This is a genomic window from Kribbella sp. NPDC050820 (assembly GCF_040653975.1).
In the GTDB taxonomy this organism is placed as follows: Bacteria; Actinomycetota; Actinomycetes; order Propionibacteriales; family Kribbellaceae; genus Kribbella.
Genome location: NZ_JBFAHB010000058.1, coordinates 18025 through 32544 on the forward strand (window position 1 = coordinate 18025; position 14520 = coordinate 32544).

Here is a 14520-nt window from a genome sequence, read left to right on the forward strand (position 1 = left end):
CTCCTCAACTACTGCGCGCGGCCACAGCCAAGCGAGTCTCTTCGGTGATCAGGTCCGCATTGAGGCCGCCGGCCGCCGTCAGGCCGGAGGCGGCCGCCGGCATGACGGTCGCCCGCGCGTCGGTCACGTTGCCGGCCACGAAGACGCCGGGCACGGCCGTCGCGCCCTGCGGGTCGGCGGCGACGATTGTGCCGACCTCCAGGCCGTTGGCCTCCTGTACGACGATGTCCAGGCCCAGATCGGCCAGGAAGTCCGCACGGGCCCGCATGCTGGTCTGCACCGCCAGCGCGTCCCGCGGGATCACCTTGCCACCCTCCAGCCGGACGCCGGTGAGCTTGTCGTTCTCCACCTCCAGCTGCTCGACTTTCCCTTGTACTACGGAGATTCCGCGGGCAGCGAGCTGCTCCCACTGCTCGTCGGTCAGCTCCGGCGCGGTGTGCATGAACAGCGTGACGTCGTCACTCAGTTGCCGGAACAGCAAGGCCTGGAACGCCGCCATCCCAGTGGTGGCCAGAATGCCGATCGCCTGGTCGCGCACCTCCCACCCGTGGCAGTACGGGCAGTGCAGCACGTCGCGTCCCCACCGCTCGGCCAGTCCACCAACGTCGGGCAGCACATCGGTCAGCCCGGTCGTCACCAGCAGCCGCCGGCCCTGGTACGTCGTACCGTCGGCCAGCTCGACCGTGAACAGGTCGTCGCGCCGCACCCGGGTCACGGTGCCAGTCGCGAACTCACCGCCGTACCCGGCGACCTCGTCGCGGCCGAGTGCGTACAGCTCGGCCGGCGGGACGCCGTCGCGGGTCAGGTAGTTGTGCACGCCGTCGGCCGGTGCGTTCCGCGGGGTGCCGTCGTCGACGACCAGCACCGACCGGCGCGACCGCACCAGTGCCAGCGCCCCGCTCAGCCCGGCTGCGCCCCCGCCGACCACGATCACGTCGTACTTCTTCATCTCCTGGACTCCTCTCTCGGTCCCCCGAGGATCCGCGATGGTTTTCGTTTTCGACAACTTTCTTTGCCAGAATGGCAAGCATGGAGGCTTTCGACGAGGTACTCGAGGCGGTCGGGCCGCGGCTGAAGAGCCTGCGGGCCGAGCGGGGCACCACACTGGCCCAGCTGTCCGAGTCCACCGGGATCTCGGTGAGTACGCTGTCCCGGCTGGAGTCCGGTCAGCGCAGACCGACGCTGGAGCTGCTGCTGCCTCTCGCCCGGGCGCACCAGGTGCAGCTGGACGAGTTGGTGGATGCACCGCCGACCGGCGACCCACGGATCCACGCCAAGCCGATCAAGCGGCACGGGACGGTGCACATCCCGCTGTCCAGGCGGCCCGGCGGGCTGCAGGCGTTCAAGCAGATCCTGCCGGAGGGCTGGCCGGGCGGTGAGGTGAGCCAGCGGACGCATGAGGGCTACGACTGGGTGTACATCCTGTCGGGGCGGATCCGGCTGGTGCTCGGCGACCAGGACTTCGTGCTGGGCGAGGGTGAGGTGGCGGAGTTCGACTGCCGGGTGCCGCACTGGTTCTGCAACCCCGGGCCCGGGCCGACCGAGGTGCTGTGCCTGTACGGACCGCAGGGCGAGCGGATGCACGTCCGGGCCCGCACCCGGTAGCCTGCGCCAGTTCGGTCCGTAGCGCTGAGGAGCTGGTTGTGAGCGTCGCGTTGTTCACCCTGGGCGGCACCATCTCGATGGCCGGCACGCACCGGCTCACCGGAGACGACCTGACCGCCGCCGTACCGGGGCTGGCCGAGCTCGGTCATCCGGTCGAGATCCAGGACGTCGAGAAGGTGCCCAGCGCCAACCTGACTGCCTCGAAGATGCTCGAATTGGTCGACGCCGCGTCCAAGGCGGTGGCAGACGGCGCCACCGGCGTCGTGGTCACCCAGGGCACGGACAACCTCGAGGAGACGGCCTTCCTGGTCGACCAGGTGTGGCCGCACCCGCAGCCATTCGTCATGACCGGCGCGATGCGCAACCCGACCCTCGCCGGTCCGGACGGTCCGGCCAACTTGCTGGCCGCGGCCCGTGTTGCCTGCTCCCCTGCTGCCCGTGACCTCGGTGCCCTGGTGGTGTTCAAGGAGGAGATCCACGCGGCCCGGTGGGTGCGCAAGACCCACAGCACCAGTACGGCGACGTTCGTGTCGCCCAACACCGGTCCGATCGGCCACGTGGTGGAGGACCGGGTCCGCGTCCTCACGCGTCCGATGCGGCTGGACGGCGTACACGGAATGGCAGAGCCGGACCAGCTCGACGCGACGCGGGTAGCGCTCTACACAGTGACGATGGACGACGACGGCCTGCTGCTGCAGGGGTTGGCGAACACTCACCAGGGTTTGGTCGTCGCCGGGTTCGGTGTCGGCCACGCGCCCGCGGCACTCGCTCCTGTGCTGGGCGAGCTCGCTGCAGCGATGCCTGTCGTGCTGACGTCGCGGACTGGTGGTGGTTCGGTACTGCGGAACACCTACAAGTCGGTGGGGTCGGAGACCGACCTGTTGCAGCGTGGACTGATCGACGGTGGGTTCCTGGACCCGTACAAGGCGCGCGTGCTGCTCCGGTTGCTGCTGGCAACCGACGACGACATCACCGCTGCTTTCGCGCAGTACCAGTAATCGCAGCCGCCTTGGTGCTCAAGTAGTCCCGCTCCGGCTTGCTCGTCGTACGGCGGGCTGCCTCGCGGAAGTGGTGGGCAGCGAGTTCGGGGTCACCGCGCATCTCGTACAGATGCCCACGTACGGCGTCCAGGCGGTAGTGGCCGGCCAACTCCTTGTCCAGCGGTTGCAGGAGCTCTAGCCCGGCGTCAGGGCCTTGCACCATGGCTGCTGCGATGGCCCTGTTGAGCTTCACCATCGGGTTGCCGGACAGCTCCTCCAGCAGGCCGTACAACGCCAGGATCTGCGGCCAGTCCGTGTCCTCCGGGCGATCCACCTCGTCGTGCAGGGCGGCTATAGCGGCCTGCAACTGGTACTCGCCCAGCGGCGGCGTACTGAAGCCTTCCACTGCAAGCGCAAGGCCTTCGGTGATGTAGTCCTTGTTCCACAGCGTGCGGTCCTGCTCCGCCAGCGGGATCAGCTCACCCGCCTTGCCAGTGCGGGCCGCCCGACGCGCGTCACTGAGCAGCATCAAGGCGAGCAGACCGGTCACCTGACCGTTCTCAGGAAGCAGCGCGTGCACAGTCCGAGTCAGGCGGATCGCCTCGTTGGACAGGTCATTCCGTTGCAGCTCTGGACCGCTGCTGGTCGCGTAGCCCTCGTTGAACATCAGGTAGAGCACGTGCAGCACGTTGTGCAGCCGCTCGTCGCTGGCGTCCAGCTCGAACGTCGCGCCCTTGAGCTTCTGCTTGGCCCGGCTGATCCGCTGCGCCATCGTTGCCTCAGGCACCAGGTACGCGGTGGCGATCTCCGCAGTGGTGAGACCGCCGACCGCGCGCAGCGTCAACGCGATCGCCGAGGCCGGCGTGAGCGTCGGATGGCAGCACAGGAACAGCAGCCGCAGGGTGTCGTCCTGCTCCTCGACATCGTCCGGCGGCACCTCACGCAACGCGGCCCGCTCCTCGCGCCGCCGCCGGGCCTGCTCCTGCCTGACCTCGTCGATCAGGCGTCGCGACGCGGCCTGGATCAGCCACGCCTTCGGGTTGTCCGGTGTGCCGTCCCGCGGCCAGGTGGTCGCCGCAGCCAGCAGCGCCTCCTGCACGGCGTCCTCGGCCGCGGCGAAGTCACCGGACCACCGGACGACCGCGCCGACGACCTGCGGCGTCAGCGCACGCAGCAGGTCCTCGAGGTCCCGGCTGGTCACACGTCGTAGAGGTCGGTGTCGCCGCCGTCCATCACCCGGCGGACCTCGATCGGCTGCTGCGTCGGCACCCCATCCGGTCCCGGCACGCAGGACAGGTCGGCGGCGATCTCGAGCGCCCGCTCCTCGGACTCGACGTCGATCAGCTCCCAGCCGGCCAGGATCTCCTTGGCCTCGGCGTACGGCCCGTCGGTGACCACCGGCGCATTCACACTCGCCGCGCGGACCACCTTGGCGTGCTTGGGCCACGTCAGCGCCTGGTGGTCCACCAGTTCACCGCTGTCCCGCAGCCGATCCAGGTGGTCCCTCAGGTACTGCATGTGCGCCTGCATGTCCGGCTCGTCCCACTCCAGCATCGGGGTGTCGACGTTCCCGCCGTCCATGTTCACCAGCAGCAAGAACCTGGTCATGTCATCTCCTCCACCGGCACATCTTGGCAGAGGTCAGTGTCTTCTGGTCCGCTCCGGACTGGCAGTCTCGAGCGGTACGTCGGCCGCGGGGATGACTCCGAGTTGCGTGGTCTGGCGGCGCAGCACCGCGTCGTACACCCAGTCGGTGGCGGTCCGGATCCGGTTGCCGGGCATGGAGAGCAGGTGGTAGCCGCGCGTCACCACCTTCGCCGGGAAGCCGGCCAGCGGGAAGTGCAGCGGGTTCGCGGCTGCCTGCGTGCCCCCGAGGTCCACCACGAAGCCGAGGTCGTGGTGAACGTACGGCTGCCGCTCACCGGTCCCGAAGTCGGCCGCCACGTTCTTGGCTGCCCGCTTGCCCTGCCGCTGGGCGTGCTGTGCTGTCGTGGGGGTGAACTGGCCCGGCATGGTCAGGTCCGGCACGGCGGCCGCGTCGCCGCAGGCGTACACATCGGGGTGGTCCGGGACGTTCAGGTACTCGTCGACGAGCAGCCGGCCCCTCTCGGTCTTCAGCCCCAGCCCGTCGACCATCGGGTCCGGCCGTACGCCGACGCACCAGACGAGCGTGTGGGTCGGGACGAACGACTTGTCGGTGAGCTGGACGCCGTTGTGCATGGCCTCCTCGACCGACGTGCCCATCAGTACGTCGACATCACGGTCACGCAGCACCTTGTCCGCCGTACGCGAGAGCCGCTCGTCCAGCTCGGGCAGAACGCGGTCGGCGATGTCCAGCAGCATCCAGCGCATCCGCTGGTGCCGCAGGCGCGGCCGGCGCTTCTTGAGCAGCTCGGTGTAGAGCACGCCGTGTGCAGCGACCTCGGTACCGGTGTAGCCCGCTCCGACGACCACGAACGTGCACAGCGCGTTCCGATCGGCAGGGTTGTCGCTGGCGTCGGCCAGCTCGATCTGCTGGGTCAGGTGGTCGCGCAGGAACACCGCCTCGGGGATGCCGCGGAAGCCGTGCGCGTACTCCGTGACGCCGGGGATGGGCAGCAGCTTGTTCACGCTGCCCGCGGCGATGATCAGGCGGTCGTAGCCGATCTCCTCGCGCCGGTCGAGTGGATCGGCGTAGCGGACCTTCCGGCGGTCCAGGTCGAGGCCGTCCACCTCCCCGAGGACCAGCCGGACGTCGGGCAGCGTGTCCGCCAGGGACACGGTCAGCCGCCGGGGCTCGAGGATCCCGGCTGCCACTTCGGGCAGCAGCGGGACGTACAGGAAGTAGTCCGTCGGGTTCACCACCACGATGTCGGCGCGCCCACGGGCCAGCCGGCACAGCGTGCGCGCCGCGTTGTACCCCGCGAACCCGGCTCCGACGATGACGATCCTCGGTCGCTTCATCCCTCCTGGGTATCAGATCAGGCCCAGGTCGAACGAGAGCTCAGTCCAGCAGCGCGTCGACGAACTGCTCGGGATCGAACGGCGCCAGGTCGTCCGGGCCCTCGCCGAGGCCGACCAGCTTGACCGGGACGCCCAACTCGCGCTGGACCGCGATCACGATGCCGCCCTTCGCCGTACCGTCGAGCTTGGTCAGCACCAGGCCGGTGACGTCGATGACCTCGGCGAACACGCGGGCCTGGGTGAGGCCGTTCTGGCCGGTGGTCGCGTCGATGACGAGCAGCACCTCGTCCACCTCGGCGGACTTCTCGATCACCCGCTTGACCTTGCCCAGCTCGTCCATCAGGCCGGTCTTGGTGTGGAGCCGGCCGGCGGTGTCGACCAGGACGACGTCCGCCTCCTCCTCGATGCCCTGCTTCACGGAGTCGAACGCGATGCTCGCCGGGTCGCCGCCCTCGGGACCGCGCACGGTCCGCACACCGACCCGCTCACCCCACGTCTGCAGCTGGTCCGCAGCGGCCGCGCGGAAGGTGTCCGCAGCGCCCAGTACGACGTGCTTGTCCTCGGCGACCAGTACTCGCGCCAGCTTGCCCACTGTGGTGGTCTTGCCGGTGCCGTTCACCCCGACCACCAGGACGACGGCCGGCTGGGTCTCCTTACGGCTCACCTTGAGCGACCGGTCCAGCGAAGGGTTGACCAGCTCGACCAGCTCCTCGCGAAGGATCTGCCGGGCCTCCTCACCGCCGACGCCCTCGACCCGCATCCGGGTCCGCAGCCGCTCGACCAGCTCCTGCGTGGGCGTCACGCCGACGTCAGCGGTGATCAGCGTGGTCTCGATGTCCTCCCACGCCTCCTCGTCCAGCTTGTCCCGGGACAGCAGCGCGAGCAGGCCCTTGCCCAGCGAACCCTGGGACCGCGCCAGCCGGGCCCGCAGCCGGACCAGCCGGCCCTGGGCGGACTCGGGTTTCTCGATCGTCGCCACCGGCTCCTCGGGAAGCTCGGTGTCCTCCAGCGTCCGGGTCGGCGTGTCGCGCGGCTCCTCGGCGTCCTCACCGACCTTCGGCTCGGCGGTCTCGAGCGGCGCGGGCGGGGTGGGCGACGGCAGCTCCGACCGGCGGCGGCGCGTGACGACCAGGCCGGCGGTACCGGCGACCAGGACCACGGCAGCCACGATGATGGCGATCAGAACCGAGTCGGCGAGCTGGGGAACGAGCTGGGGAGTCAACACGGTTCCCCATCTTGACAGACACCCAGCCTGCCACCCGCATCCGTCACGTCAGGCTCACCAGCTGTCGCGGTACGTGAGCAGGCACCAACTCGGGCCGGTGTGTGAGGAGGACCACGGTACGGCGACCGGCGGCCGCGAACAGGTCGTCCAGCAGGGCCCGGCCGGTCTCCTCGTCGAGGTGCTCCGTCGGCTCGTCGAGCACGAGTACGTCGCGATCGGCCAGCAGCAACCGGGCGAAGGCGAGCCGCTGCCGCTCGCCGCCGGACAGGCGCGCGCCGTGCTCGCCCACCATCGTGTCCAGCCCGTCCGGCAGCTTCTCGACGAACACTCCGAGCCGGGCCCGGTAGAGCGCCTTCCACAGCATCAGGTCGCTGGCGCCCGGTTTCGCGAGCAGCAGGTTCTCCCGGATGGTCGTGTCGAACACGTGGCTCTCCTGCGTCAGCAATCCGACCACAGTCCGCACCTGATCACCTTCGAGCAGGGACAGGTCCACGCCGTCCAACAGGACCTCACCGGCCCGCGGCTCCAGGAAGCGCAGCAGCACGGCGGCCAGTGTGCTCTTGCCCGAGCCACTCGGGCCAGTGATGACCACTCGGCTCGCGGCCGGCATGTCCAGGCTCAACCCGTCCAGTACGTCGGCACCGTCGTACCCGACTCGCAGGAGCTTCACCTCCAGGTCACGCCCGGTCGGCAGCGGCTGTGGGGTTGCGGGCTCGGTCACCGGCTCCGGGCTGTCCAGGAGCTCCTGCACGCGGCCTAGGGAGGCGCGTACCCGGATAGCGAGCTGTGCGGCGGCTGGGATGCCGCCGAGTACGTCAGCGAGCGCGAGCGGGGTCAGGACGAGTACGGCGAACACCGCGCCGGTGATGTTCGCCGTGTTGCCGAGAATCAGCCCGGCCACACTCGCGCCGCCGACACACAGCATGAGCAGCGCGCCGCCGAGCCCTGCACTCCAGGCCGACCGTCGTTCCGCGTTGGCAAGCTTCGCGTCGCTTGCGCTGAAGGAGTCGAGTACGTCGTCGACCGCGTTGAACGCCACCACGTCGCCTGCAGTCAGCAGCGTCTCGGTCGCCGCAGCCGCCACCTCGCCACGCGACCCAGCGATCTTCCGCTCCGCTCTCGCCGCCGTTTGGGCGGTCAGCCGCGGTACGACGGTGCACGCGATCAGGACTGCCAGCGCGACAGCTGCACCCGCTGCCGGAAGCAGGAGAGTCAGCAGGGCAACCGTTGCCGTTGCAGTCACGGCGGCGGCTGCCACAGGGAGGACTACCCGCAGCCACAGGTCGAGGACTGCGTCGACGTCGAGCACGAGCCGTGCCAGCAGGTCGCCCTTACGTTGGGACGTGAGACCACCCGGTGCCAGCTTCTCCAGGCGGCGCGTGATGCGGGCCCGGGTCTCGCCGAGCACCCGGTACGCCGCATCGTGGCCGACCAACCGCTCGACGTACCGGAACACGCCCCGGCCGACGCCGAACGCCCGCACGGCCACGATCGCCACCATCAGGATCAGCACCGGGGGCTGTGCCGCCGCCGTCGTGATCAACCAGGCCGAGGTCGCCAGCAAGGCCACCGCCGACCCCGCCGCCAGCACTCCAGCCAACAGCGCCAACCCGAGCCGCCACCAGATCCGTCGCTCCGGCATCACCAACTGCCAGACGGTCGTCATGCGTTCACCAGCTCTCTCGCGCCTACGGTGACTGTTCGGTCGGCGGCGGCGATGAGCGCCGGCCGGTGCGCGATCATCAGGACGGTCCGTCCGCTGGCCCGCAGGCCTGCGACGACGTCTGCCTCGGTGTCGGCGTCCAGGCCGGCGGTCGGCTCGTCCAGCAGCAGCACTGGCGCGTCCGTGATCAGCGCCCGGGCCAGCGCCACCCGGCGTTGCTGGCCGCCGGACAGCAGCTGCCCCTGCTCCCCCACTGTCTTGGCCAGCTCGAGCTCACTCGCCCCGGCTGCCAGCAACGCCAACCGCACGTCGTCATCCGACGCAGCGGGCCGCCCCAGCCGCACGTTGTCCGCGACCGTGCCCATCCGCAGGCCTGGCCGCTGCGGAACCCAGGCGAACTGCCGCCGCCAGGCTGCCGGCTCGAACTCGTCCGCCGCACTCCCACCGGCAATGACGACCCCGCGCTCGGGCTCGACAAACCCAAGCAGCACAGCGAACACGGTCGACTTGCCCGCACCGCTCGGCCCAGTGATGGCGACCACCTCGCCCGGCTGGACCTCCAGGTCGAAGCCGTCCAGCGCCGGCTCGTCGCGACCCGGGTATCGCACTGTCACGTCGTACAGGTGCAGTGTGGTGTCTCGCAGGTCCGGTACGTCGGTGCGGTCGCCTCGCTCGGGCAGTGGGGTCTCCAGGACGCGGAACACCTCTTCGCTGGCGGCCACCCCGTCGGCGCTGGCGTGGAAGTGCATGCCGACCTGCCGGAGCGGCAGGTAGGCCTCGGGCGCGAGGATCAGGACCATCAACGCCGTCTCGAGTCCCATCCGTCCCTCGACCAGCCGGAGCCCGACGCCGACCGCGACCAGGGCGACCGAGATGCTGGCCAGCAACTCCAGCGCGAACGACGACAGGAACGCCAGCCGCAGACTGCTCATCGACGCAGCCCGGTGCTTGTCAGTCACCCGCCGTACGGCGCTCTCCTGAGCCTTCGCGCGACCGAACAGCTTCAGCGTGGGCAGTCCGCCGACGACGTCCGCGAAGTGGTGCGCCAGGACGGACAGCGCGCGCTGACGACGCCTGCTGTGGGCCTGAGTCGCCCAGCCGATCAGAGCCATGAAGATCGGGATCAGCGGCAGGGTGACGACCACAGTCCCTGCGGCGATCAGGTCGCCGGTCGCCATCCAGCCGATCACCGCAGCGGGGACAGTTGCCGCCAGCACCAACTGCGGGAGGTAGCGGGCGAAGTACGGGTCCAGGTCGTCGAGGCCCTTGGTCAGCAGGGTTGTCAGCGCGCTGCTGCGCTCACCACTCAACCAGACCGGTCCGAGCTTCAGCGAATGCTCCAGCACCTGCCTGCGCAGCGTCGACTTGACCGCCGCCGCGGCCCGCTGCGCGACCACCTCCTGGGCCCACACCAGCAGCGCACGAGCCGCGATGACGACGCCCAGTCCCAACGCGATCTCTGCGACCGGGTCACCGTGCAGGACGACGCCGGCGATACCGCGCGCCAGCAAGACGGCCTGCACGATGATCAGCAGCCCGCTGGCAACGCCGATCACCACCGACGCGGCCAGGAAGACCCGAGCCGCGCGCGCCCGGCGCAGCAGCCGCGGGTCGACCGGCTTCATGAGGTTGGCGCCGACACTGGAACCGGCTCGACCGTGATGCGCTTCCGGAACACCCAGTACGTCCACCCCTGATACAGCAGCACGAGCGGCAGGAAGATCGCGGCGATGATCGTCAACACCTTCAACGTGTACGGCGTTGACGCGGCATTGACTGTTGTCAATGTTGATCCCGGATCAAGTGTTGACGGCATGACGGCCGGGAACATCGCGGCGAACAGCGAGGTCACTGCCAGCCCGATCGCGAGCGCCGTCCCCAGGAAGGCCCAGCCCTCGCGGCGGAGCCGGTTCGCCAGCAGGCCGCCGGCGAAGGCGAGCACCGCGGCGGCCGCGACGATCACCGAGCCGGTGTCGCCGCGGATCCCCTGCGCCCAGGCGAGGAAGGCGATCACCAGAACCGCTGCGACCAGACCCGCGCGGGACGCCAACTGGTTGGCGCGGTGGCGAAGGTCGTCGGTGGTTCGCAGCGCCAGGAAGATCGCGCCGTGCGCGACGAAGACGGCGGTGAAGGCGACGGCGCCGAGCAGGGCGAATGGGCTGAGCAGGTCGCCGAGGTTGCCGACGTACTCGAACGAGGCGTCCAGCGGCACCCCGCGGACCAGGTTCGCAAACGTGAGCCCCCACAGGAACGCGGGGACGACCGACCCGATCAGGATCATCGTGTCCATCCGCCCGCGCCACTCCAGGTCGTCGCGCTTCCCGCGGTACTCCAGCGCCACGCCGCGCAGGATCAGCGACACCAGGATCGCGAACAGCGGTAGGTAGAACCCGCTGAACAGCGTCGCGTACCACTCCGGGAAGGCGGCGAACGTCGCGCCGCCGGCCACGATCAGCCACACCTCGTTGCCGTCCCAGACCGGACCGATCGTGGTGACCACCGCCCGCCGCTCGGGCTCGTTGCGGCCGAGCACCCGCAGCAGCATGCCGACCCCGAAGTCGAAGCCTTCGAGCACGAAGTACCCGACCCACAACGCCGCGATGGCGAGGAACCAAACAGTCGTGAGCTCCATCTCCCCAGCCCTCTCAGTAGGCGAACGACAACGGCTTGTCCGCCTCGTCCTGCGAATCGTCCGGCGGCTCCGGCCCGGACTTCGGCCCGTCGGTCCCGGCCAGGCCGCCCCGGATGGTGCGGAACATCAGCTTGGCCTCGACGACGGCCAGCACGCCGTACAGCACGGTGAACCCGGCCAGCGAGGTGATCACCTCGCCGCTGGTCGTGCCCGGTGACACACCCGATGCCGTCGGCAACAACCCGAACACCAGCCAGGGCTGCCGTCCGGTCTCGGTGAAGATCCAGCCGAAGGCGTTCGCGGCCATCGGCAGCAGCGGCAGCGGCAGCGCCAGCCAGATCAGCCGCCGGTTCGGCGCCCGGCCCCGCCGCGTCGTCCACAGCAACCACGCCGCGATCGCCACCGACGTCATCCCGACCCCGATCATCAGCCGGAAGGTCCAGTAGGTCAGCGGGATGTTCGGCTTGTACGACCCCGGCCCGTACAGCCGCTCGTAGGCGTCCTGCAGCGAGTTGATGCCCTTGACCTCGCCCTGGAAGTCACCGGTGGCCAGGAACGACAGCAGGTACGGCAGCTTGACCGAGAAGACCTCGCGCGACCCGTCCAGGGTACCGACGGTGAAGACCGAGAACGAGGCCGGCTTCTCGGTCTCGTAGAGCGCCTCGGCCGCGGCCATCTTCATCGGCTGCACCTCGGTCATCACCTTGCCCTGCTGGTCCCCGGTCAGCGCCACCCCGACCCCGGACGCGAGCACGATCACCGCGCCCAGCCGCAGCGCCGTACGAAACACGTCCCGATCGACGTCCGGACGCCGCAGCAGGTGCCACAGGGCCACGCCGGCGACGAACCCACCGCCGACCAGGAACGCCGCGAAGATCGTGTGCGGATAGGTGACCAGCACGACCTTGTTGGTCAGCACCGCCCACAGATCGGTCAGCTCGGCCCGGCCACGGTCGGCGTTGTAGCGGAAACCGACCGGGTTCTGCATCCAGGAGTTGGCCGCCAGGATGAAGTACGCCGACAGTTGCGTGCCGAGCACCACCATCCAGATGCAGGCCAGGTGGACGAGCCTGGGCAGCCGGTCCCAGCCGAAGATCCACAACCCGATGAACGTCGACTCGAGGAAGAACGCGAGCAGGCCCTCCAGCGCCAACGGCGCGCCGAACACATCCCCGACGAAGCGCGAGTAGTCGCTCCAGTTCATCCCGAACTGGAACTCCTGCACGATGCCGGTGACGACCCCCATCGCGATGTTGATCAAGAACAGCTTCCCGTAGAACTTGGTCAGCCGCAGGTACTTCTCCTTGCCGGTGCGGTACCACGCGGTCTGCAGCCCGGCCGTGATCGCGACCAGCGAGATCGTCACCGGCACGAAGAAGAAGTGGTACACGGTGGTGATCGCGAACTGCCATCGGGCCAGATCCAGGGTCTCCACGGCGCCGGTCCTCCCAGCCATCTACGACATGACGTAGTAGATCGTAGCGTGGATCTACTACAACGCGTAGTTATACTGGTCACGTGGCGAGCGACGAGAAGGCACCGAGGCCCTTGGGGGACCTGGAGCGAGTGGTCATGGAGCAGCTCTGGGCGGCGCCGGGAGCGCTGACCGTCCGCGAGGTCCACGAACAGCTGTCGACCACCCGTGAGCTCGCCTACACCACCGTGATGACGGTGCTGGACCGGCTAGCCAAGAAGAAGCTGACCGAACGCGAGCGGGACGGGAAGGCCTGGCGCTACCGGGCCGCGGCGCCCCGCGAGGAGCTCGCCGCCGACCTGATGCGCGACGCCCTCGACCGGGCCGGCGACCGCCGCGAGGCGCTGGTCCGCTTCGTCGGCCAGGTCAGCGACGAGGAAGCCGAGCTCCTGCGCGAGGCGCTCGCGCGGCTGGAGGAGCGGGCGGGGTGATCACCCCCGTCCTCCTCGCTGCTCTGGCCCTGGTGCTGACCGGACCTGCGCCGGCGCTCCTGGCACGCTCGCAGTGGCCCTACCGGATCCCCCGGGCCGCTGTGGCGCTCTGGCAAGCGATCGCCATCGCGGCGGTGCTGGCAGCACTCGGCGCCGGGATCTCCCTGTCCTACTCGACCGCCGGTCAACCGGGTGAGCCCAGCTTCAACCCGTCGTCGCCCCGGGACCTCCTGGCAGCAGCGATCCTGGCCATGACCGCACTGGTCCTGGTGAAGCTCGTCTGGGTTGCCGGACGAGTAGCCGTCGGTACGCGCGCCCGTCGCAAGCGACACCGCGACCTGGTCGACGTACTGGCCACACCGGACGGCCTGATCCCCGGATTGCGAGTGCTGTCCGAGGAGACGCCGCTCGCCTACTGCCTGCCGGCACTGCGCGGCGCACGGGTCGTCGTGTCGGTCGGTGCGCTGGAACGACTCGATGAGAGCGAGCTGCACGCCGTACTCGCGCATGAGCAGGCGCACCTGCGGGCACGGCATGACCTGGTGCTGGAGGCGTTCACTGCGCTGCATCAGGCCTTCCCGCGGTGGGTGCGTAGCGAGGTGGCGCTGGAGCAGGCGCGCACGTTGGTGGAGCTCTTGGCCGATGACGACGCGCGTCGCCGGAACGGCCCGCGGCCACTGGCCCGCGCACTCGTCGCACTAGCCGGTGCACCCGCACCAGAGGCCGGACTGGCCGCAGCCAGGTCAGCCACCGTGCTGCGCGTCCAGCGACTGGCCGACCCCGAACCGCGCTACCCCTTGCTCGCAGCAGCGACGTACGCCGCCGCCGTCGGACTGCTCGTCCTGCCGACCGTCACCGTGGCAGCGCCGATCGTGAAGGCGATCGTCGACGCGGTCAGCTAGCCGGCTGGTAGCGCAGCAGCGCTCCGCCGTTCGCCCACGCCCGGGCCTCGATCAGCTCCAGCACCCGCGTCTCGCCGCCACCGGGGAACACGCTCTTCCCGGCGCCGATCAGCACCGGGCAGACACGCAGCTGCACCTCGTCGACGAGTCCGGCGATCAGCAACGTGTGGAACAGCGAGATACTGCCCCACAAGATGATGTCCTTGCCTTCCTCGCTCTTCAGCTCGCGCACGTCCTCGACCGCGTCCCGGACCACCAGCGCCGAGTCGTCCGCACCCCAGGGCGCGCTGTCGAGCGTCCGCGACACGACCACCTTGCGCAGGGCGTTGAGCTTCGGCGCGATCGGGTCGTCCGCCGCTGCCTCGGTCGGCCAGAACGCTGCGAACAGCCGGTACGTCTCCGCCCCGAGCAGCATGGTGTCCACGGTGTCGAGCAACGCCAGGTTGTCGACGTCGGCCTCCTCGGCGATCGTGCTGGAGAAGTCCAGCCCGCCGTCCGAGTCGGCGGCGTACAGGTCGAGCGTCACGTACTCCTGGAAAATCAGCCGTCTCATTCCCGCAAGGTACTACCCGAAATGCTTGCCTTCCCCCCGCGCGACTGCGAGCAGCACCAGTCCGGACAGGACCAGCAGAACAACCATCGTGACAACGAATGTCAGCACTTCT

At 69.5% G+C, this 14520-nt stretch carries 14 protein-coding genes; 4 read left to right on the forward strand and 10 right to left on the reverse strand.

Annotation, left to right across the window (positions count from 1 at the left end; all coding sequences use genetic code 11):
* Window positions 1-4: 4 nt before the first annotated feature.
* The gene (locus tag AB0H36_RS35200) at window positions 5-949 is read right to left on the reverse strand and encodes an NAD(P)/FAD-dependent oxidoreductase (protein WP_360533890.1); all 945 of its coding nucleotides are present in this window, start codon (window positions 947-949) and stop codon (window positions 5-7) included.
* A gap of 80 nt (window positions 950-1029) precedes the next feature.
* Here AB0H36_RS35200 and AB0H36_RS35205 point away from each other — a divergent pair, with 80 nt between their 5' ends.
* Window positions 1030-1605 (forward strand): XRE family transcriptional regulator, encoded by a 576-nt coding sequence (locus AB0H36_RS35205; protein ID WP_360533893.1) that lies wholly within the window; start codon window positions 1030-1032, stop codon window positions 1603-1605.
* Window positions 1606-1643: 38 nt separating this feature from the next.
* Entirely contained in the window at window positions 1644-2603 is a 960-nt protein-coding gene (locus tag AB0H36_RS35210; protein ID WP_360533896.1) for an asparaginase, read from the forward strand.
* Here the strand turns inward: AB0H36_RS35210 and AB0H36_RS35215 are convergent.
* From AB0H36_RS35215 to AB0H36_RS35250, 8 genes are read right to left on the reverse strand one after another with little or no spacing between them, the layout of a single operon-like run.
* Window positions 2575-3786, reverse strand: a complete 1212-nt coding sequence (locus tag AB0H36_RS35215; protein ID WP_360533899.1) for a sigma-70 family RNA polymerase sigma factor — start codon at window positions 3784-3786, stop codon at window positions 2575-2577. The two genes, AB0H36_RS35210 and AB0H36_RS35215, sit on opposite strands and share 29 nt — an antisense overlap.
* Window positions 3783-4193: a YciI family protein gene (locus AB0H36_RS35220; protein WP_360533902.1), complete on the reverse strand. Its 411-nt coding sequence runs from the start codon at window positions 4191-4193 to the stop codon at window positions 3783-3785. Before AB0H36_RS35220 ends, AB0H36_RS35215 begins: the two co-directional genes overlap by 4 nt.
* A gap of 33 nt (window positions 4194-4226) precedes the next feature.
* On the reverse strand, window positions 4227-5528 hold the full coding sequence (locus AB0H36_RS35225; protein WP_360533905.1) for an NAD(P)/FAD-dependent oxidoreductase: 1302 nt from the start codon (window positions 5526-5528) through the stop codon (window positions 4227-4229).
* Window positions 5529-5568: 40 nt separating this feature from the next.
* The gene (ftsY, locus tag AB0H36_RS35230; protein ID WP_360533908.1) at window positions 5569-6753 is read right to left on the reverse strand and encodes a signal recognition particle-docking protein FtsY; all 1185 of its coding nucleotides are present in this window, start codon (window positions 6751-6753) and stop codon (window positions 5569-5571) included.
* A 43-nt stretch (window positions 6754-6796) separates the two neighbouring features.
* Complete coding sequence (gene cydC / locus AB0H36_RS35235) at window positions 6797-8419, reverse strand: thiol reductant ABC exporter subunit CydC (protein WP_360533911.1); 1623 nt, start codon at window positions 8417-8419, stop codon at window positions 6797-6799.
* Complete coding sequence (cydD, locus tag AB0H36_RS35240) at window positions 8416-10041, reverse strand: thiol reductant ABC exporter subunit CydD (RefSeq protein ID WP_360533914.1); 1626 nt, start codon at window positions 10039-10041, stop codon at window positions 8416-8418. Before cydD ends, cydC begins: the two co-directional genes overlap by 4 nt.
* Window positions 10038-11048, reverse strand: coding sequence for a cytochrome d ubiquinol oxidase subunit II (gene cydB, locus AB0H36_RS35245; RefSeq protein WP_360533917.1), 1011 nt, complete (start codon window positions 11046-11048; stop codon window positions 10038-10040). The genes cydD and cydB overlap by 4 nt, the downstream gene beginning before the upstream one ends.
* A gap of 13 nt (window positions 11049-11061) precedes the next feature.
* Window positions 11062-12483 (reverse strand): cytochrome ubiquinol oxidase subunit I, encoded by a 1422-nt coding sequence (locus tag AB0H36_RS35250; RefSeq protein ID WP_360533920.1) that lies wholly within the window; start codon window positions 12481-12483, stop codon window positions 11062-11064.
* Window positions 12484-12566: 83 nt separating this feature from the next.
* Between AB0H36_RS35250 and AB0H36_RS35255 the strand changes: the two genes are divergently transcribed.
* Complete coding sequence (locus AB0H36_RS35255) at window positions 12567-12953, forward strand: BlaI/MecI/CopY family transcriptional regulator (protein WP_360533923.1); 387 nt, start codon at window positions 12567-12569, stop codon at window positions 12951-12953.
* Window positions 12950-13855, forward strand: a complete 906-nt coding sequence (locus tag AB0H36_RS35260) for a M56 family metallopeptidase (protein WP_360533926.1) — start codon at window positions 12950-12952, stop codon at window positions 13853-13855. The genes AB0H36_RS35255 and AB0H36_RS35260 overlap by 4 nt, the downstream gene beginning before the upstream one ends.
* Here the strand turns inward: AB0H36_RS35260 and AB0H36_RS35265 are convergent.
* The gene (locus tag AB0H36_RS35265; protein ID WP_360533929.1) at window positions 13848-14408 is read right to left on the reverse strand and encodes a dihydrofolate reductase family protein; all 561 of its coding nucleotides are present in this window, start codon (window positions 14406-14408) and stop codon (window positions 13848-13850) included. The genes AB0H36_RS35260 and AB0H36_RS35265 overlap by 8 nt on opposite strands.
* Window positions 14409-14520 lie beyond the last annotated feature (112 nt).